General features: G+C 41.0%; 16 protein-coding genes and 5 tRNA genes. 18 read left to right on the plus strand and 3 right to left on the minus strand.

The window, feature by feature from the left end; all coding sequences use genetic code 11:
- Positions 1–68 precede the first annotated feature (68 nt).
- The 14 genes from recJ (at position 69) to QT16_RS10575 (ending at position 15,156) form a co-directional block, all read left to right on the plus strand.
- Positions 69–1,790, plus strand: a complete 1,722-nt coding sequence (recJ, locus tag QT16_RS10510; protein WP_039488346.1) for a single-stranded-DNA-specific exonuclease RecJ — start codon at positions 69–71, stop codon at positions 1,788–1,790.
- 144 nt (positions 1,791–1,934) lie between these two features.
- Positions 1,935–3,033 (plus strand): peptide chain release factor 2 gene (gene prfB, locus QT16_RS10515; protein ID WP_152609341.1). Its coding sequence is split into 2 segments (ribosomal slippage): positions 1,935–2,009 and positions 2,011–3,033, totalling 1,098 coding nucleotides; the frame shifts between segments, so codons are not numbered across the junction.
- Positions 3,034–3,059: 26 nt separating this feature from the next.
- The gene (gene lysS / locus QT16_RS10520; RefSeq protein WP_002961420.1) at positions 3,060–4,595 is read left to right on the plus strand and encodes a lysine--tRNA ligase; all 1,536 of its coding nucleotides are present in this window, start codon (positions 3,060–3,062) and stop codon (positions 4,593–4,595) included.
- Positions 4,596–4,917: 322 nt separating this feature from the next.
- Positions 4,918–5,100 (plus strand): hypothetical protein, encoded by a 183-nt coding sequence (locus QT16_RS10525; protein ID WP_039488348.1) that lies wholly within the window; start codon positions 4,918–4,920, stop codon positions 5,098–5,100.
- 128 nt (positions 5,101–5,228) lie between these two features.
- A tRNA-Ser gene (locus QT16_RS10530) sits at positions 5,229–5,321 on the plus strand.
- 37 nt (positions 5,322–5,358) lie between these two features.
- Positions 5,359–5,435 (plus strand) — tRNA-Arg (locus QT16_RS10535).
- Positions 5,436–5,508: 73 nt separating this feature from the next.
- Positions 5,509–5,585: transfer RNA gene (locus QT16_RS10540), tRNA-Arg, on the plus strand.
- Positions 5,586–5,636: 51 nt separating this feature from the next.
- A tRNA-Arg gene (locus tag QT16_RS10545) sits at positions 5,637–5,713 on the plus strand.
- Between the two features lie 115 nt (positions 5,714–5,828).
- Positions 5,829–5,905: transfer RNA gene (locus QT16_RS10550), tRNA-Arg, on the plus strand.
- Positions 5,906–6,860: 955 nt separating this feature from the next.
- Complete coding sequence (locus QT16_RS10555) at positions 6,861–8,036, plus strand: exo-beta-N-acetylmuramidase NamZ family protein (protein WP_039488349.1); 1,176 nt, start codon at positions 6,861–6,863, stop codon at positions 8,034–8,036.
- 9 nt (positions 8,037–8,045) lie between these two features.
- Positions 8,046–9,704 (plus strand): penicillin binding protein PBP4B, encoded by a 1,659-nt coding sequence (pbp4b, locus tag QT16_RS10560; protein WP_039488350.1) that lies wholly within the window; start codon positions 8,046–8,048, stop codon positions 9,702–9,704.
- 191 nt (positions 9,705–9,895) lie between these two features.
- A complete protein-coding gene (locus QT16_RS10565; RefSeq protein WP_039488351.1) occupies positions 9,896–11,272 on the plus strand; it encodes a Na+/H+ antiporter NhaC family protein in 1,377 nt (458 codons plus the stop codon).
- Between the two features lie 237 nt (positions 11,273–11,509).
- On the plus strand, positions 11,510–13,252 hold the full coding sequence (locus tag QT16_RS10570) for a potassium/proton antiporter (RefSeq protein ID WP_039488352.1): 1,743 nt from the start codon (positions 11,510–11,512) through the stop codon (positions 13,250–13,252).
- A gap of 236 nt (positions 13,253–13,488) precedes the next feature.
- Positions 13,489–15,156, plus strand: a complete 1,668-nt coding sequence (locus QT16_RS10575; protein ID WP_039488353.1) for a KAP family P-loop NTPase fold protein — start codon at positions 13,489–13,491, stop codon at positions 15,154–15,156.
- An 87-nt stretch (positions 15,157–15,243) separates the two neighbouring features.
- Here QT16_RS10575 and QT16_RS10580 read toward each other — a convergent pair whose 3' ends face one another.
- From QT16_RS10580 to QT16_RS10590, 3 genes are read right to left on the minus strand one after another with little or no spacing between them, the layout of a single operon-like run.
- Complete coding sequence (locus QT16_RS10580; protein ID WP_039488354.1) at positions 15,244–15,867, minus strand: hypothetical protein; 624 nt, start codon at positions 15,865–15,867, stop codon at positions 15,244–15,246.
- A complete protein-coding gene (locus QT16_RS10585) occupies positions 15,854–16,462 on the minus strand; it encodes a sigma-70 family RNA polymerase sigma factor (RefSeq protein WP_039488355.1) in 609 nt (202 codons plus the stop codon). The genes QT16_RS10580 and QT16_RS10585 overlap by 14 nt, the downstream gene beginning before the upstream one ends.
- Positions 16,463–16,476: 14 nt before the next feature.
- Positions 16,477–17,112, minus strand: coding sequence for an energy transducer TonB (locus QT16_RS10590; protein ID WP_039488356.1), 636 nt, complete (start codon positions 17,110–17,112; stop codon positions 16,477–16,479).
- A 156-nt stretch (positions 17,113–17,268) separates the two neighbouring features.
- Here QT16_RS10590 and QT16_RS10595 point away from each other — a divergent pair, with 156 nt between their 5' ends.
- From QT16_RS10595 to QT16_RS10610, 4 genes are all read left to right on the plus strand, one after another.
- Complete coding sequence (locus QT16_RS10595; RefSeq protein ID WP_039488357.1) at positions 17,269–17,775, plus strand: DUF3087 domain-containing protein; 507 nt, start codon at positions 17,269–17,271, stop codon at positions 17,773–17,775.
- 34 nt (positions 17,776–17,809) lie between these two features.
- Positions 17,810–18,259 (plus strand): low molecular weight protein-tyrosine-phosphatase, encoded by a 450-nt coding sequence (locus QT16_RS10600; protein WP_039488358.1) that lies wholly within the window; start codon positions 17,810–17,812, stop codon positions 18,257–18,259.
- A 99-nt stretch (positions 18,260–18,358) separates the two neighbouring features.
- Positions 18,359–18,868, plus strand: a complete 510-nt coding sequence (locus QT16_RS10605) for a hypothetical protein (protein WP_039488359.1) — start codon at positions 18,359–18,361, stop codon at positions 18,866–18,868.
- A gap of 141 nt (positions 18,869–19,009) precedes the next feature.
- Positions 19,010–19,661 (plus strand): IS4 family transposase (locus QT16_RS10610; protein ID WP_238719420.1); only part of this gene is annotated, 652 nt, incomplete at its 3' end.

The raw sequence follows: 19,661 nt of genomic DNA on the forward strand, positions 1-19,661 counted from the left end.
AGCTAATAAAAAGGCCTTAATGGCCTTTTTTTGTCTTTTTAATACGACCCAATAAGTTAAAACTCTGCATGAAAAAATTGATCATTGCGCGTGAAAACGTTGACGACTCGCATCTACCGAGTAATTTACACCCTGTAATTAAACAAATTTATGCTAACCGCAATGTATTTAATGCCGACGAGCTAAATAACAGCGTAGCTACGCTTCACGACTTTAAATTGTTTAAAGATATCGACAAAGCCAGCGATTTATTAATTGAAGCATTAAAAGCGCAAAGCCAAATATTAATAGTCGGCGATTTTGATGCTGATGGCGCAACAAGTACTGCAACATTAATGCAAGGCCTTGAGATGTTTGGCTTTAAGCATTTAGATTACTTAATTCCTGACCGGTTTAGCTTAGGTTATGGTTTAAGCCCCGCACTTGCAGAGCAAATAGTACAAATAAAGCCTGATTTAGTGATCACCGTAGATAACGGCATATCGTGTATTGCTGGTATTGATATTTTAAAAGCGGTTGGTATTAAAGTGCTGGTAACAGATCATCACTTACAAGGTGAGCAGCTGCCAAATGCCGATGCAATAGTAAATCCAAATAGGCACGAATGTAACTTCCCGTCTAAATCTATAGCAGGTGTTGGCGTTGCTTTTTACTTACTGATAGCACTGAGAAGCGTAATGCGAGACCTTGGTTATTTTGAGCAGCAACCGCCACCTAATTTAGCTAACTTGCTCGACATTGTAGCGCTTGGTACGGTTGCTGACGTGGTCGCACTTGATGCAAATAACCGCACCTTAGTACATCAAGGTTTAGCACGTATTCGCAGTGGTAAAACACGCCCTGGCATTACCGCACTTATTGAAGTGGCTAACCGCAATGCTGCGCGCTTAAGCGCAAGCGACTTTGGCTTTTCACTTGCGCCGCGTTTAAATGCAGCAGGGCGATTAGACGACATGAGTTTGGGTATAGCATGCCTACTTAGCACCGATATAAACCAAGCACGTAGTATTGCCAGCGAGCTCGATAGCTTAAACTTTGCAAGACGCGAAATAGAACAAGGCATGCAAGCCGAGGCGCAAGCCGTGCTTGATAGACTCGCATTTAGCGACGATAACGTCCCTGATGCAATTTGCTTGTTTCAAGACGATTGGCACCAAGGTGTTATTGGTATTTTGGCTGGTCGCTTAAAAGAAAAATACCACCGACCAACCGTTATATTTGCTGGTGGCGAAAACGGTGAAATAAAAGGTTCGTGCCGCTCTATAGAAGGGTTGCACATGCGCGACTTACTCGAAGGGCTAAATACAGCCGACCCACACTTAATTAATAAGTTTGGTGGCCATGCAATGGCTGCTGGTTTAAGTATTAATGAGCAACACTTTAATGACTTTAAAAAAGCATTTGATGCTGCCGTGAGTGCGCAACTGAGTGAAGAAAGTAAACGCTGCATTGTATTTACCGACGGTGAGCTGCCAAACGACTGCTTTACGATGGAGTTTGCTCAACTATTAAAGCAATCGGGCCCTTGGGGGCAGCAATTTCCTGAGCCAGTGTTTGAGCACACCTTTGAAGTAATACAGCAGCGCATAGTCGGCGAAAAGCATTTAAAGCTCGTTTTAAAGCATCAATCAGGGCGATTAGTAGACGCCATTGCCTTTGGTATTGATGTAAAAGAATGGCCCGACACAGAAGCGAAGTTTGTAAAAGTAGCGTACCAACTCGATATAAATGAGTTTAGAGGTAAATTTACGCTGCAATTAATAGTTAGAGAGCTTGAAAAAGTGCACTAAAAAATATGCACAAATCATGCATAAAAGGCTAATAAAGCGCGCGGTTTTTTGTTAAAATCGGGCGTTTTTATCATTTGACGATAATTTGTTGCGAAAATCCCATGTAAAGGGGCGCAATTACCTAGCCATTTTGGAGTGATGTACATGTTTGAAGTGAATCCTGTGATTAACCAAATCAAGGAAATTCGCGAACGTACTGAATTGCTTCGGGGGTACCTTTGACTACGCTCTTAAACAAGAACGCCTAGAAGAAGTTAACGCCGAACTTGAAGATTCAGCCGTATGGAATGAGCCTGAACGCGCACAAGCGCTTGGCCGTGAAAAATCAGCATTAGAGGCTGTTGTTGAAACAATCGACAACCTTGTAGCCGGTACTGACGACGTTGAAGGTCTACTTGAACTTGCTGTAGAAGCCGAAGATCAAGATACCTTTGATGAAGCGCAAAGCGAGCTTAGCGATCTAAACGAGCAGTTAGAAGGTTTAGAGTTTCGTCGTATGTTTTCAGGTCCTCATGACTCAAACGATGCGTACCTTGATTTACAATCGGGTTCTGGCGGCACTGAAGCACAAGACTGGTGTAACATTCTACTTCGTATGTATTTACGTTGGGGCGAGGCTAAAGGCTTTAAAGTTGAGCTAGTTGAAGCAACCGACGGTGATGTTGCCGGTATTAAAGGCGCAACAGTTCGCTTTGTTGGCGAATACGCTTACGGTTGGTTACGTACAGAAACAGGCGTTCACCGTTTAGTGCGTAAAAGCCCGTTTGACTCAAGTGGTCGTCGTCATACCTCATTTGCTTCTGCGTTTGTATACCCAGAGATTGACGATAATATTGAAATTGATATTAATCCGTCAGACCTACGTATAGACGTTTACCGTGCATCAGGCGCGGGTGGTCAGCACGTTAATACCACCGAATCGGCGGTTCGTATTACTCACGTACCAACAAATACCGTAGTGCAGTGTCAAAACGAGCGTTCACAGCATAAAAATAAAGCCCAAGCGATGAAGCAGTTAAAAGCTAAATTATTTGAGCTTGAGATACAGCAGCAAAATGCTGAGAAACAAACGCAAGAAGACGCTAAATCTGATATAGGTTGGGGTAGCCAAATACGTTCATACGTACTTGATGACGCACGTATTAAAGATTTACGCACAGGCGTTGAAAACCGCAATACCCAATCGGTACTTGACGGTAACTTAGATAAATTTATTGAAGCCAGCCTTAAATCTGGCCTATAACCACCAAGCTAATAAAGAGCTAAAAAATGACTGATAAAATCCAAGACGAAAACAAGTTAATCGCTGAGCGTCGTGGCAAGTTAGACGCGATACGCGAAAATTGCCCAGCCAACGGTCATCCAAACCAATTCCGTCGTGAGCATTACACGGCTGATTTGCAAGCCCAGTTTGGTGATAAGAGCAAAGAAGAATTAGTTGAACTACAAGAAGTTGTGTCTATTGCTGGACGTATTTTAGCAAAGCGTGGACCGTTTTTTGTAATTCAAGACATGAAAGGTCGCGTACAAGCGTATGCATCTAAAGATGTTCAAAAAGACCTTAAAGAAAAATATGGTCAGCTAGACACTGGCGATATTATAGGTGTTAAAGGTGCGTTAAATAAATCGGGTAAAGGCGATTTATACGTAGAAATGACTGAGTATCAATTACTAACTAAGTCACTTCGTCCGTTACCTGAAAAATTCCATGGCTTATCAGATCAAGAAACAAAGTACCGCCAACGTTATGTTGACTTAATTACTAACGAAGCAACGCGCGAAACATTCCGCATTCGCTCACAAGTAGTTGAAGGCATTCGTCGCTTTTTAGCAGACCGTGACTTTATGGAAGTAGAAACACCTATGCTACAGGTTATACCTGGTGGTGCATCTGCGCGTCCGTTTGTAACTCACCATAACGCGCTTGATATCGACATGTACCTACGTATAGCGCCAGAGCTTTACTTAAAGCGCTTAGTGGTAGGTGGTTTTGATCGTGTATTTGAAATTAACCGTAACTTCCGTAACGAAGGGTTATCTACACGTCACAACCCAGAATTTACAATGATTGAATTTTACCAAGCATACGCTGATTACATCGACCTGATGAACATCACCGAAGATATGCTACGTACTGTTGCAGAAAACGTACTAGGTAGTGCAATTGTAGTTAATACAACTAAGGACGAAAACGGCGAAGTTATCGATTCAGTTGAATACGACTTTGGTCAACCGTTTACACGTTTAAGTATGGCGGATGCTATCTTAAAATATAACCCTGAGTTTGATGCTGCGGTATTTAACGACCCAGAAAACCACTTTGAAGAGTTAAAAGCGTACGCTAAACAAGTGCACGTTAAAATTCCTGAAAACTGTGTTTGGGGTCCAGGTAAGTTTCTTTGTGAAATATTTGAAGAAACAGCAGAGCACATGCTTATTCAACCTACGTTTATTACTGGTTACCCGTGGGAAGTATCACCACTTGCACGCCGTAACGACGAAAACCCATTTGTTACCGACCGTTTTGAGTTTTTTGTTGGCGGCCGTGAACTTGCAAATGGTTTCTCTGAGCTTAACGATGCACAGGACCAAGCTGAGCGCTTTACTCGTCAAGTTGAAGAGAAAGACGCAGGCGATGATGAAGCAATGCACTACGACGAAGACTACATACGCGCACTAGAGTACGGCTTACCGCCAACGGCTGGTGAAGGTATTGGTATTGACCGTTTAGTTATGTTGTTTACTGATTCATCAACAATTAAAGACGTTATTTTGTTCCCGCATATGCGTCCACAAGCTGACTAATCTTTAGTAGAACAAAGTAAGTTAATAAACGCCGCTTAATAGCGGCGTTTTTTTTACTTATAATTAGTGTTTTAATTAATAAGTACTACACTAAAAATTAAAGGTAATTATTAGTGCTGATTAATGTGCAATCAGCTTCAATAACTTATTGTTATTGGAAGTTTTTAATATTAAAACTAACAGTGCTATAGCTTTTTAGTATGATTGTTTTTTAAACACATGTTGTATTTATGTAAATATTTAGGCTAGAATACGCACGAAATTTACACTGCTTGGTATTTAGCAGTTAAATATAGATTCTTAAAGGACCTAGAAAAAGAGTATGAAAGACAAGCGATTAGATGATTTATCAGAAGAATGCACATCAGAGCAAGAACGAAACGCTTACTACCATGCTTGTATCGCTGAATTTCAACAATTAGGTTACCAAGAACAGTATTTGGCTCAGTTAACTGATGATTTAGTTCCCGTGCTAGGTGTTAATCCTTCAAATAAAAATACGTAACCCGCTTAAATTTCAAACTAATTACACTTTTAAACCAAGCATATGTGCAATCTATAACCATATAGTCGTTTTTGGTAGAAAAGTGTTTGACATATTTTCTGAAATCTTTATTATACGCCCCACAAGACGGAGAGGTGTCCGAGTGGCCGAAGGAGCTCCCCTGCTAAGGGAGTATAGAGTTTGTAGCTCTATCGAGGGTTCGAATCCCTCCCTCTCCACCATTTCTTTTAATGGCGTGTTTTGTAAATTTTAAAGTATGGGTGCATAGCTCAGCTGGATAGAGTACTCGGCTACGAACCGAGCGGTCGGAGGTTCGAATCCTCCTGCGCCCACCATACTTTAATAACTCGCTTAGAGTCTAAATAAGCAAAAGCTCTACTTAGAGTTAAAATAAGTAAACTATAAAGTGGGTGCATAGCTCAGCTGGATAGAGTACTCGGCTACGAACCGAGCGGTCGGAGGTTCGAATCCTCCTGCGCCCACCACTTTATAGACTCATACTTAGAGTAAAAACAAGTAATAGTAAAAATGAAAGCGGGTGCATAGCTCAGCTGGATAGAGTACTCGGCTACGAACCGAGCGGTCGGAGGTTCGAATCCTCCTGCGCCCACCACTTTCATGTTTTCATACACTTTTAAGTGTAAGAAAAATAAACCGATGGAAATCGGTTTTTTTATGCCTGAATTAATACGCTCTGCTTAGAGTTTAAATAAGCAATCTATGAAAGTGGGTGCATAGCTCAGCTGGATAGAGTACTCGGCTACGAACCGAGCGGTCGGAGGTTCGAATCCTCCTGCGCCCACCACTTTCATAAACAAGCCGACATTAAGTCGGTTTTTTTGTGCCCGAAATAAAGTAAAGTGTAGGTTTAGAAGGATTAAGAACCAAGCAGTCGGAGGTTCACTCTTACAAGATACGTCCTGCGCCCACCACTTTCATAAACAAGCCGACATTAAGTCGGTTTTTTTGTGCCTAAAATAAAGTGAAATAAAGTGAAGTGTAGGTTTAGGCGAATTGAGAACCAAGCAGTCGGAGGTTCACTCTTACAAGATACGTCCTGCGCCCACCACTTTCATAAACAAGCCGACATTAAGTCGGTTTTTTTGCGCCTAAAATAAAGTGAAATGTAAACTACCACTCCTGTAGCCGCAGAGCTTGCTCGCGTGAGAAGAGCCAGCTTCTAATCTATAAAATTCACAGTACGTTTACGAGCTTCGCTCGTCGCGTCAGCAAGCTGCACGCCTACAAGTAAAACCAACCCAATATTTAAATCCAAACTCCGAGTTTATTCATCCTCTGTAGACGCAGAGCTTGCTCGCGTGAGAAGCGACAGCTTCTAATTGAATAAACTCACAGCACAATACATTTACGAGCTTCGCTCGTCGCGTCAGCAAGCTGCACGCCTACAAGTAAAACCAACCCTAATCTTTAAATCTAAACTCCGAGCTTATTCATTCGTTGTAGACGCTGAGCTTGCTCGCGTGAGAAGCGCCAGCTTCTAATTGAATAAACTCACAGCAAAACATTTACGAGCTTCGTTCGTCGCGTCAGCAAGCTGCACGCCTACAAGCAAAACCATCCCTAATCTTTAAATCCAAACTCCGAGTTTATTCATCCGTTGTAGACGCTGAGCTTGCTCACGTGAGAAGCGCCAGCTTCTAATCACTATATCTACTCAAGCCCACTTAACCCTTTTCTAAAGCTGCTCTTTATTATTACCTATGTTATTTTAAACGCCTTGTTTAAAAGGATATTGCAGTATGTTTAAAACCCTATTTATTACGTTGTTTTTTATTTTTAGCGCCATTTTTATTGCAAGCGTGCAAGCCAACGAAGTTAACAACTCACTTGTAGTAGGTGCGCAGCAATATGCTAAATATTTACCGCAGTTAAAAAATAAACGTGTAGGGCTAGTCGTTAATCAAACATCAATGGTGGAGCAAACTCACTTAGTAGATGCGCTGCTGACTAAAAATATTAATATAACTAAAATTTTTGCACCTGAGCATGGCTTTCGTGGCGATCACGATGCGGGCGCACATGTAAAAAATGCCGTTGATAGCAAAACCGGTATTCCACTTATTTCTATTTACGGTAAAAATAAAAAACCAAGCCAAGCTGCTTTAGCCGATGTTGATGTGATTATTTTTGACATTCAAGATGTGGGAGTGCGTTTTTATACCTACATAAGTTCAATGCACTACATGATGGAAGCCGCTGCAGAGCAGGGGGTAGAATTTTTGGTACTCGACAGACCCAATCCAAATATTGCCTACGTTGATGGGCCAATATTAGAGCCAGAATTTAAATCGTTTGTAGGAATGCATCCAATTCCTGTGTTACACGGCATGACCGTTGGCGAGCTTGCCAAAATGATCAAGGGCGAGGGTTGGATCAATAAAGCGCCCGATTTAAAATTAACGGTGATCCCTGTTGATCATTACACTCGCAAAAGTACTTACAGCTTGCCTGTAAAACCCAGCCCTAATTTGCCTAACGATCAGGCGATTGCGCTTTACCCATCACTTTGCTTTTTTGAGGCAACGCCTATCAGTATTGGTAGAGGCACCGACTTTGCATTTCAAGTAATTGGCTATTCGCCAGTAGCATTAGGTGATTTTAATTTTACACCGCGCGCAATTAAAGGCGCTGCTTTAAACCCTAAATTTAAAAACCAAACCGTGCAAGGGCTCGATTTAAGACAAGCAAACACCACAGGCCTAAATTTAACTTACTTAATAAATGCGTACACGGAGCTTAGTAAAAACAACATCTCGTTTTTTGAGCGCGCTGACTTTATGGATAAGCTAGCGGGTACTAATAAATTGCGCTTAGCTATAGAAGCAGGACAATCAGAAGCGCAAATAAAACAAAGCTGGCAGGCGGGGCTTGCGCAATTTAAAGCGCAAAGAGCGCCTTACTTGTTATATAAATAAGGGCTAAGCATGTTTATTGCTGTAAAAAATCAAAGGTGTGGTTATATCAAACAAGCTTTTATAGTGGCATTGAGCTTTATTATTGTGGGTTGTAGTACACCACCTGAGCCTATTAGCTCGATGCTACCACTTACAAAGAGCCAACTTGTAGAGCTGCCTAATGCACAAGTGGTTGTAACGTTTCCTGAGGTAAATCCAAGTAGCCGGTTTTATGTAAATAACCGAGGAACGTTTAAAGCTTACAAAGGGCGCGGGCAATTATTAATACAAAACCATAACGCACAAAGCGCCGATATTTACATTAATAATAAAAAGCTCGACGTTAACCAACTAAGCGCCAACACCTTATACAATTACAGTTTGGCAAAAAATACTCACAACGGTGTTAATACCTTTAAAGTTGAAAATATTCTCCCTGCTGGCGCAAGTTTAACGCTGCGTTTTGCATTTCCTACTTTAAGCGATGAACCAAAAAAGCATATAGATTTTACTGAAGTAGACACATTAATTAAACGCGATGTAAAAGCGGGTTTTCCTGGGGCTGTATTGGCAGTTGTTAAAAATGGCGAGCTAATAAAATTAACCGCCTATGGCGATGCAAAGCAATACCAGCAAAGTGATTTAATGCTACTTCGGCCAGAGCCCATGCAAACTAATACCTTGTTTGATCTTGCCTCAAACACCAAAATATTTGCCACAAACTTTGCACTTATGAAATTAGTAAGCGAAGGGTTATTAAATATTAATAAACCCGTACAAAGCTACCTAAGCGAATATAAAGGTGAAGGGCGAGCAAAGCGCACAGTAAAAGACTTACTCACACACAGCGCCGGATACCCGCCAGTATTTGACTTTCATCGTAAAGATGGCAGCTACGGCGACGCGTTTTATTCGCAAAACAGTAAAACTACCAAACAGCTATTACTTACCAGCGTGCCTTTTAGTAGTAAATCATCTGGGCAGCATGTTTACTCAGATATTGATTACATGATTTTAGGCGTACTCATTGAGCGCATAACTGGGCAGCCCCTTGACGAATACCTAGAGCAGCAAGTGTACGCGCCACTAAAATTAACTAACACGTTATTTAATCCACTTAAAAAAGGCTTTAAGCCGCAGCAATTTGCAGCCACTGAGCTTAGCGGCAACACACGAGACGGGCGCATTAAGTTTGATAATGTTCGTACCACCGTTTTACAAGGCCAAGTGCACGACGAGCGCGCTTACTATTCACTTGATGGCGTAGCAGGGCATGCTGGGCTATTTAGTAATGCTCACGACTTAGCGGTGCTTTGCCAGCTATTACTAAATAGCGGCGGCTACGGCGACCAACAATTATTTAGTGCAAGCGCCTTAGCACAATTTTTAACGCCGCAATCAAGCGATGAGACCTACGGGCTTGGCTTTAGGCTTGCTGGTAATAATCAAGCAAGGCGCTGGCACTTTGGCCCTTATGCAAGTGCGCAGGCTTATGGGCACACAGGTTGGACGGGTACAGTGACCGTAATTGACCCCGCTTACGACTTGGCTATTGTTTTACTTACCAATGCTCGCCATAGCGCAATTAAAGGCTCGCAAAAACGTTACGAATTTACAGGTAAACAATTTGAAACCGCGCAGTATGGATCGGTGGTGTCGCTTATTTATGAAGCGCTACTAAATCAATAAGCTATCGTATAGGTTAAAACGTACTAACAGCATTACTCTAAGTGATTTATTTACAGGTGACTTGAGTAAGGCAATCCATTAAGCTAAGCGGTTTACAAATCTAAGCCAGTTTATGCTGCTAGGCTTAACAAATAAGCGATAAAACGCGTACAAAGCGAGAGTGGCTCGCTAATAATTAAGGTTAACTTTTTATGCATTGGTATTCTATTTTACCGCCGCTAATTGCGATTGCTATCGTGTTTTGGCGAAAAGAAGTGATTATGGCGCTACTTGTTGCTGTTGCTTCTTCTGAGTTTTTACTTGCCCTTCAGGGCGAAGGTAATAGCTTGTTTGACACTTTTTTAAATACCATTGAACGTATTATTTCGGTTGCCAGCTCGCCAGGTAATACACGCATATTAATATTTAGTATTTTAATTGGTGCACTGCTTGCCTACATTCGCGAATCTGGCGGCGTTGCAGCAACGGTTAATATGTTAATGAACAAAGGTATTGCAAAAAGTAAGCGCCAAGTGGGCTTTTTAACCATGTTTACCGGCATTGCAGTGTTTATAGAATCTAACTTGAGCGTACTTACCTCAGGGATTTTATCGCGTGGCTTATTCGACAAATTTAAAATGAGCCGAGCGCGTCTAGCGTACATTATTGATAGCACCAGTGCGCCAGTGTGTATTTTAATTCTGCTTAATGGCTGGGGTGCGTTTGTACTTGGTTTATTAGGTAACTACGAGCTAGGTGAGTCGGCTGTATCGGTGTTGTGGGGCAGCGTTGGGTATAACTTTTACGCCATAATTACCCTTGCCATTGTTTTTTATACCATCGCGTTTGATAAAGTGCATGGCCCAATGAAAGAAGCCGAAGAAAAACTAGAGCTTCAAACAACTGACTTAAAAGAAGAAGTAAAAGGCTCTAAAGCGCGTTACATGTTAATCCCGCTTATTACGCTTATTACCAGCATGGTTGGCTTTATGTATTACACCGGAAATGGTGTATTAGCCGAGGGCAGCGGCTCTAAATCAGTATTATATGCAACGGTTTTAGCCATTGTTGTCGCTTACTTTTTAATGATTGGCTCACGTAAATTTACGCATCATCAATTAGTTGATACCGGTTTTAAAGGTATGGGCGAATTAATGCCACTGGTCGCCATTGTACTGCTTTCGCTTACACTTGGCGCAAGCTTAAAAGAGTTGGGTACTGGTGTATTTGTAGCGTCGCTTGTTGGCGACTACCTACCTATTTACTTAATAGTACCGGTGCTGTTTTTAACCGGCGCAGTTATGTCGTTTACTACGGGTACATCGTGGGGCACGTTTGCTATATTAATCCCAATTGGTGTGCCACTTATTCAAGCGCTAGGTTTACCGCCATCGCTTGTTGTTGGTGCTATTTTAGGTGGTGGTATATTTGGCGATCACTGCTCGCCTATATCCGACACCAGCGCTGTATCGGCTATTGCATCGGGGTGCGACTTACTCACCCACGTTAAAACGCAGCTACCGTATGCCTTATTTGGTGGCGGCCTTACGTTTTTAGCGTACTTAGTAACAAGCATTATTGTTTTATAAAATACAATTGCTTAAATAGTCAAAAGCCTGCTTATTGCAGGCTTTTTTGTTTTTAAATTAAGACCGAGGCTAGTAATACCAAGCTTAACGACGCTCTAGCTATTAAATAAACTATTTAAATATAGACTTAAGTACCCGTATTTATATTTTTTAGGTTATTGTATAGCATGAGCTTTAAGCTTTTTGGTAGCTATAAATTCTTACTTTTTAACTCATATAAGGCTGTAAACCCACACTATGTTTGTAATTGATAATATCATTCTCGTTAGTGCCATTTTAATTTTACTTGGAGTGATCTCGAGCAAGTTATCTGCACGCGTTGGCTTACCGGTGCTGGTGCTATTTTTACTTGTAGGTATGCTCGCAGGTGAAGACGGTATTGCAGGTATTTCATTCGACAACGCAGAGGCCGCACATGCTTTGGGTACTCTTGCGCTTGCTATTATTCTATTTGATGGTGGCTTACAAACCCCCACCAGTTCTATTAAACAAGTGTGGAAACCCGCATCTGCTTTAGCAACCATCGGGGTGTTATTTACCGCTGTAATTACAGGCCTTGTGGCCACTTATATTTTAGACCTGCCCATATTACAAGGTGTATTACTGGGCGCCATTGTTGGCTCTACAGATGCCGCAGCAGTGTTTGCACTTTTACGAAGTGCGGGTATTCACTTAAACAAAAAGCTTAAATCGACCCTGGAAATAGAAAGTGCCTCGAACGATCCAATGGCTATTTTTCTAACGGTTGGTTTGCTCGAAATGCTTGTTAATGACATGCCAGTAGGGCTGGGTTTACTACAGTTATTTGCTCAACAAATGGGTGTTGGCGCTATTTGTGGTCTTTTAATTGGTAAAATATCGGTTTGGTTTATTAATCGAATTAAACTAAATGCATCGGGTTTGTATTTAGTGATGGTAACCGCATTTGGACTGCTTTCATTTGGCCTTTCTGCAACGCTCGGCGGCAGTGGATTTTTAGCTGTATTTATAACAGGCGTCATTTTAGGTAACAGCAAGTTTGTATATAAACGCGGTATTTTTCTGTTTCATGACGGCTTAGCATGGCTTGGGCAAATAACCATGTTTGTTGTATTAGGGCTCCTTATTAACCCATCGTCGTTGGTTGATGTATGGCTAGAAGGGTTGCTTATTGCATTGGCACTCATTTTTGTTGCTCGCCCATTAGCGGTAGCGCCTATTTTAAAACTGTTTGGCTTTAATAATCGCGAAACCCTGTTTGTATCTTGGGTTGGTCTTAGGGGCTCAGTACCCATTATTTTAGCTATATTTCCATTATTATTTGGCCTTTCAGGGGCTGAACTTATTTTTAATGTTGTTTTTTTCGTGGTGTTAATTTCAGCCACGTTACAGGGCTCAACAATGCCGTGGATGGCTAAAAAACTTAATTTAGTAGAGCCGCCACCCGACCTAGCCGCTGCAACGCTTGAAATTACAGCGCTAAACGATATTGATATAGAAATTGTAGAATACACCTTAAGTGATGTTTCTCGGGTTTCTGGGCGCAGTTTGTCACATGCGGCACTTCCTGAAAGTGTAGTTGTTGCTATGATCACACGGGGTCCGTCGATCATACCGCCACGGGGTTCAACTAAGTTAAAACCAAACGATCATTTATTTGTTGTTTTAAAACCAGATAACAGACCTTTTGTTGATTTAGTTTTTACAGCAACCGATAAAACAAACCATCAAGATAGCCACTTAGCCCACAACGAACTTAAAGTGAAAGGGGTAACGTTGGTAGGCGATATATTTTACTCTTACCATATGCACATAGACGCCCCAGAGGGCATAAGTTTGGAAGAAGTAATTAACCAAAAGCTTTCAGGAGAAGTCAGTAAAGGGGCTATTGTTGTTATTGGTAATGTGCAAATACGCGTTATAACAATGGTACATACACGTATAGTCACCATTGGCTTAAAGTATTTAAACAATCCAGAAAAGCGACTTTTGAAGAAGTAATCATTAACAATGATTTATTAAGTGGTGACACCGCGTTTATAGCTAAGTAGGTTGGGTTGAGTGACACGAAACCCAACGGTTCACCAATGCAATGAGCACCCCCAAAGCTAGTTGTATGTGGTGTTTATTGTAGGCGCTTAGCTTGCTGGCGCGTCGGGCGGTAGCCCGAAATAAATGCAGCGGTTGATAATTCGATATTACACTATGTGAAAAATCACGATTTAAAAGGACATTAAATGAAAGAATTCAGAGGCTTTAATTGGGATAAGCCAACTAACCGAAACGTGAATGAATATTTCCCAGCAGATAAATTAGACAGAGCGCGCTATGCTATGTTTCTATCAAAACTTTTGGTTCAAGAGGGTTTTGATAAGAGTCGTACTGAAGCAGAACAGAAGCGAAACTACGTATTAAATTTAAATGCAGAGTGGGGCGCGGGGAAAACATATTTTCTAAAACGTTGGTCACAGGATTTAGCTGTAGATTATCCCATTGTTTATATTGATGCATGGCAGCAGGATTACTCGGACGACCCGTTTTTAACTGTAATTGCCGCAATAATTGAACAACTAGGTAAACAAGCTTCATTTACTATTAAAATACCTAATAAAGCTGCATCAATATTTAAGGCTGTAGCACCTGCAATAGCGCAAGGGTTAACTAAAAAAATATCAGGCATTGATCTAGCAGAGCTTAATACATTGTTATTTTCTGAAGAAGATGAAGAGAGTGAGGACAAAGATTCTGTAAAGCAAAATAGCTCCGAATTTTCACCTGCTATAAAAGCTTTAGCACAAAACTTAATTAAAGATCATGAAGCTAAAAATAAGAGTATTGAAGTAATAAAGTCTAAGTTAGCTGATTGGGTCAGTAAGTTTGAGAAGCAGGAAGATAAGTCGTTACCCATATTTATTTTTATTGATGAATTAGATCGCTGCCGCCCAAGTTATGCAGTAGAAATGTTAGAGACGATTAAACATATTTTTGATGTTAAAGGTATCGTGTTTGTTGTAGCAACGGATACAGAACAACTCCAACATACAATCAAATCAATTTATGGTGAAGGCTTTGATGCTAAGATTTACCTAGGCCGTTTTTTTAATAGCCGCTATAGCTTAAAACGACCTGTTTTAAAGGATTTTTTATCAGTACATAGTGATACAACTAAATTTGAATCTGCGCATTTAAAAAGTAAAAAAATTGAGATACTCCCTCGGACAAAGACACCCGAAACCGCTTTAGCTAATATCTCAGTTGTATTAGATGCATTCCAGGTATCTCCAAGAACAGCCATTCAAATTACTGAGCGCATTACAGCAATTATTGTAAATTTACCAAGTGGTAAAAAAGTTGATGTACTTGTGCTCGCTATTTTGTTTTGTATCCATGAAAAAGACCACCCACTTTATGAAGAAATAATTAGTGGACTATTTCAGCGGAAAGAACCAAATAGTAAGGGAAATATGCAAAATATAAGTTTAAGCAGCTTTTTACAAAAAAATATTTTGGAAAAACATTTTTCGGCCGAGTTAACCTATTTTATTGACCCTGACTCATATACGAATCAATTTCACCATGACAATTTGGGTACAAAAGTAAATAATTACTATGAAGGTGATTATCCTATTCCACTATCTAAATTTATTGAGAATATTTTTTGCAGTATTTTTGTCTTAGAATCAAATGCTTATGATGGTTGGATTTCTGATAGCGATAACGGTTTAACTGAGTTGCAAAACGCAGAAAATAACCTAGCTCAGCATTCAATACAAACTTCTCCAGAAGTTACTTTATTATGGCTTGACTATATCTATATCAAAGATGAATACAACAAAATTACTAAAGAGCAATATCGTGATTTTATAGAGCTTTCCTCACCATTAGATTACATGGGCGATAGTTAACTATCTCTGTGCAGCGCGTAGCGCCTCTGTGTTCTCGGTGGTAATATTTATCTAAATTACCACCAACCTTAACTGAGCCAAACCAGCCTAAGCCCCACACTGCCTAACCCCAGCACCCGCATGTTTAAGCGCAATAATTTGCCCTTTGCCGTTATGCGCCATGGCGAGCATATCACCCGTATTTATATTACTTTCAACCGCGTGTTTACCTTTTAAATCACTCAACAGCGAATGCTTAATTTGCACGAGTACTTCATCATTACAGCTGGCTATGTACCAGTCGTTATCTACCTTCACTAGAGTGCCGTATTCTATGTGACGTTGTTGGTGGCGGCGTAAATCGTTAGCTAATTGACTATCAAGCGCGTGTTTTTGCTCGTTTATGGAGCTTGCGTAGCTACCAGCTTGGTTTATTTCGTGTGTTTTAATAATTGAATAGTCGTGAATGTCTATAGTGTTAAATCCGCTGTTAAGCACGGTTTTAGGCGCGTGGTTAATGCCATCTTTATTATCAAACACAATAAAAGCAAATACACCCAGTGCGCAGGCAAGGCTGGTTAGCTGCAGCGTAAAGCCGAACTTTTTAGGCTTTGTGTGCGTGGCCTTTTTAAGTAGCGCTTTTTGCTGATCGCTTGTAAGTGTAGTGCGCGCTTTTCGCTCTTTGTAATGTTGTGTGAGCTTTTGATCAAACGGCTCATCAGGCTTGTTCATTGTTTGCTCCTAATAAACGTTTAAGGTTTTGCTTGGCATAGCGCAGCCTTGTTTTAATGGTCTCAAGGCTGCTTTGTGTTATAAGTTCTATGTCGGCGAGCGAAAAGCCTTCTTGTTGTAATGTAATGGCTTCGCGTTGTACAAAGCTGAGTTGTTTTAGGGCGGCGTCGAACGCGTTATAGCTTATGTTTGAGCTGCCTATATGCGAGTCTCGACTAGCTAAGTCACTGCTATTTAAGTCGCTTTCGCTTTTATCATTTTGTGCTGCTAAATGCGTGTTTTCGTCAAGCTCTACAAAGTGTTGTTGCCTGCGGTATTCGTCAATAAGTGTGTTGCGGGCAAGTTTAAATAACCACGCTTTGGGTGTGGTTTGGGCTTGGTAAAGGTGGCGTTTTTCGATTACTTTTAGCCATGTTTGTTGGCTTACGTCGTATGCTAAATGCGTATTAGATTGCGTAACAAGGTAGTGGTATAAGTCGTTACTGTAGAGGGCAATAAGCTGCTCTAAGTAACGATTATCGCCACTTTTTGCGTAACTTGCCATGCAGTCCTTGCTTGGCGTTTCAAATAACCATGACTTAATACTTAGTAGCATAGGCGTTTAGTCCGTTAAATAGAGTTATCTAATTTAAAATCGAGCTGTACAGTTTGACCTGTTTGTAATTGTGCCACACCTTCAATTACTTTGGGGCGATATTTCCAGCGTTTAATGGCTCTTATTGCTTCGCGATCAAAGGTACGCTTTGGCTCGGCGTTAATAACTACCGGGTCGATTACTTCACCGGTGGGCGAAATACTAAAGCTTAGTTGTACCCAACCTTCAATACCATCGCGCGCGGCTGTAGTTGGGTATTTAGGGTTTATGCGCACTATGGGTGTTGCATCCCCTGTTGGGCGATTAATGGTATTGTTAATGTCGCCACCAAAATCGTCAATTGTAACTGGCATAAGGTCGCTAATTGCCAACACAGGATCGGCTGATGTATCAAGCGGTGGAGCTTTTTGCGGCACTTTAGGCATTGGCGGTGGCGGCTGTATTTTTTGTATATGCCTGACTTTTGAATCCTCAGGTGCCTGAAAAATCTCTACTATAATATCGCCCCCTGGTTTAACCGGTGCGCGTTGCTCGCCACTTATTAAATATTGCATAAACGCAAAAGCTGCAAAGGTCATTGCGGCGCCGCCGATAACGGCAGTCGATGTTTTAATAAATACTGGGTTGTTAGGTACTTCAAGTGTGTGCATAAGCCGCTCCAAATTTTATTGACCACTACAATTAGGGTGTTTTCAAAGCTATAACGGGTGGCAAATCAAAAAGGGGTGAAATAATTTTATAAAAAATGTGGGGTTTAGTTACAATAGCCATTCGCATTCTTTTACTTATTAACTTTTTAGGCTGTTATGCAACTCATTGAAATAAATAAAGCGCGTTACCGTAAACATTTAAACCGTGTTATTGCAGGATGCGGTATTGGTTTGGCTGTAGGCAGCTTGGCTATATCGCAAACGCTGATTGCTTTATTTCCTGATGAAAGTGGTAGCCACTTTCATTGGAACTTAATAGGCGTTGCTATTACAAGCGTTGGGCTTGCGTGGTTACTTAATAAATACCGTACACATAGCTTTATGACAGAAGTTGTTTATGTGTGGGAGCTTAAAAAAGCACTTAATAAAATAACCCGTAAAATGGCTAAGTTAAAAGCCGCTGGCCGTGAAGGTAATGCCGATGCGTTATTGGCGATTCATTATAGCTACGCGGGCTCTCGGTTATTGTGGCTGCTAGACGATAACCTAATCACCATGGACGATTTAGCCATTAAACAAGCTGAGCTTGAATCTGTTGCAGCGCAATATAACGTAACGCTTAACGTTGAAGATTACGACGCAAGTATTTTAAAACAGTTTTAAAACCTAGGTTTTTAAATTAGTTGGAGGAGCCTTAATGAAAAAAGTACTCATAGTGTGTTTAGGTAATATTTGCCGCTCGCCAACCGCAGAGGCGGTATTAAAAGCCCGCGCTAAAAAGCTAGGCGTTAACGTTAACGTTGATTCGGCAGGGACTATTGGTTACCACGAAGGTAAAACGCCTGATAGCCGTTCAATGGCTGCAGGCGAAAAACGCGGTTACAGCTTTAAAGGTATTTATTCACGTAAAGTGCGTACAAGTGACTTTACTGAGTTTGATTTAATTTTAGCGGCCGATACGCAAAACTTAGCTGATTTAAAAGCCCAGTGCCCTGAGCATCTACAGTACAAATTAGCGCTGTTTTTAGAATATGGCGAGCAAGCCCAAAGCGCTATTCCCGATCCCTATTACGGCGGCGATGATGGCTTTGAAAATGTGCTCGATTTAATAGAAGCGGCTAGCGATAAAATACTCGCTAAAATTTAATCCCTATTTTATTACTAAAGCTAAATTTAACGAGCTTTTAGTCGTATTGCATGGCGTTCCTAAAGTAAGTACATTTTATACTTACTCAAAGGGAACTTTATGAAAATAAAAATATTACTACTCACTTTATCTATTGCTTCTTGTTCTACTTTTGCTAACGATGTTAGTTTTTCGATTGGGGGGGGCTATCCTTACTTAGTTATTCCTGAGGTGTCTTTATCGGCTAACGATGACACACAGCGCTGGTATGCAAACTATAAACTAGGCCTTGATGATGGATTTTCTGCCGGTTTTGAACAAGCGGTTAGCGATAATAAAAAACATGCTTTTGGCGTACTTGTGGGCGCTATTGGTGCAAGAGATACAGACCAAGAGTGTGAAAGTTCAACTAATGATGTAGCAACTGACTTTGCTAATACGCTAGGTTGTGTAATTGGCGGTATTTTTGATGAAGAAACAACAAACGGCATAGGGCTTACGTACAGCTACAACTTTAATGAACTGAACAGCGCTGGTTTTAGATTAGAGCTAGATGTGGGCTACGGTAAAGCAAGCGATAGCAATGAAAAAAGAGCCGATGTCGGAATTAGCGTAAGTTATGAATTTTAACTACGTAGAATTTGTATTAGTCGGTATTAAAAAAGGCGCTTAAAGCGTAATGCCGATCAGTTAAGAAAATGACCGGTTGACCGATCCAAACGATCATGCAAAATCCGTAGTTAGGAAACTAACTACGGATTTTTTGTGAATATAGAACAAGCACTGCAAGCAACACTTGAAGAAAGCAGCCGATACCATACCTTTGAAAAATTATCAGAAATTCTTGACCCTGAAATCATTGAACAAGGTTTTCAACAAGCAGGGATTGCAACCGTTCGTAAGCGAAGATTACCGCTTGAAGCCGTTTTGTGGTCAGTTATTGGCATGGCATTGTTTCGAAAAGAATCAGTTTGGAATATCGCTAATAAGCTAGATATCATGTTACCTGGCAAGAACCAACTCGTTGCTCCAAGTGCGATGGTACAGGCGAGACAAAGGTTAGGTGATGATTCCGTTAAACACGTTTTCAATAAATCTGCTCAATCAATGTATAAGCAACAGTCATTCGAAACATGGAATGGTTTGAACCTATTAGCTGTTGACGGTGTTGTGTGGCGAACAGCCGACACGCCTGATAATCGTAAAGCCTTCTCTTCAGGTAGCAACCAATACGGTGATACAGCCTTTCCTCAAATACGCATGGTCTGTCATATGGAATTGACCAGCCATCAACTTCTCAGTAGCGAGTTTGATAACTATAAAACCAACGAGATGAAATTAGCTGAGCGTTTAATTGAACGTACACCAGATAATTCACTGACTATGTTTGATAAAGGATATTATTCTTTAGGCCTGTTAAACC

The sequence above is a fragment of the Pseudoalteromonas distincta genome, from assembly GCF_000814675.1.
Taxonomy (GTDB): Bacteria; Pseudomonadota; Gammaproteobacteria; order Enterobacterales; family Alteromonadaceae; genus Pseudoalteromonas; species Pseudoalteromonas distincta.

Coding starts and splice junctions, on each gene's coding strand:
- recJ (WP_039488346.1), top strand. CDS start 69: ATGAAAAAATTGATCATTGCGCGTGAAAACGTTGACGACTCGCATCTA.
- lysS (WP_002961420.1), top strand. CDS start 3,060: ATGACTGATAAAATCCAAGACGAAAACAAGTTAATCGCTGAGCGTCGT.
- QT16_RS10525 (WP_039488348.1), top strand. CDS start 4,918: ATGAAAGACAAGCGATTAGATGATTTATCAGAAGAATGCACATCAGAG.
- QT16_RS10555 (WP_039488349.1), top strand. CDS start 6,861: ATGTTTAAAACCCTATTTATTACGTTGTTTTTTATTTTTAGCGCCATT.
- pbp4b (WP_039488350.1), top strand. CDS start 8,046: ATGTTTATTGCTGTAAAAAATCAAAGGTGTGGTTATATCAAACAAGCT.
- QT16_RS10565 (WP_039488351.1), top strand. CDS start 9,896: ATGCATTGGTATTCTATTTTACCGCCGCTAATTGCGATTGCTATCGTG.
- QT16_RS10570 (WP_039488352.1), top strand. CDS start 11,510: ATGTTTGTAATTGATAATATCATTCTCGTTAGTGCCATTTTAATTTTA.
- QT16_RS10575 (WP_039488353.1), top strand. CDS start 13,489: ATGAAAGAATTCAGAGGCTTTAATTGGGATAAGCCAACTAACCGAAAC.
- QT16_RS10580 (WP_039488354.1), bottom strand. CDS start 15,867: ATGAACAAGCCTGATGAGCCGTTTGATCAAAAGCTCACACAACATTAC.
- QT16_RS10585 (WP_039488355.1), bottom strand. CDS start 16,462: ATGCTACTAAGTATTAAGTCATGGTTATTTGAAACGCCAAGCAAGGAC.
- QT16_RS10590 (WP_039488356.1), bottom strand. CDS start 17,112: ATGCACACACTTGAAGTACCTAACAACCCAGTATTTATTAAAACATCG.
- QT16_RS10595 (WP_039488357.1), top strand. CDS start 17,269: ATGCAACTCATTGAAATAAATAAAGCGCGTTACCGTAAACATTTAAAC.
- QT16_RS10600 (WP_039488358.1), top strand. CDS start 17,810: ATGAAAAAAGTACTCATAGTGTGTTTAGGTAATATTTGCCGCTCGCCA.
- QT16_RS10605 (WP_039488359.1), top strand. CDS start 18,359: ATGAAAATAAAAATATTACTACTCACTTTATCTATTGCTTCTTGTTCT.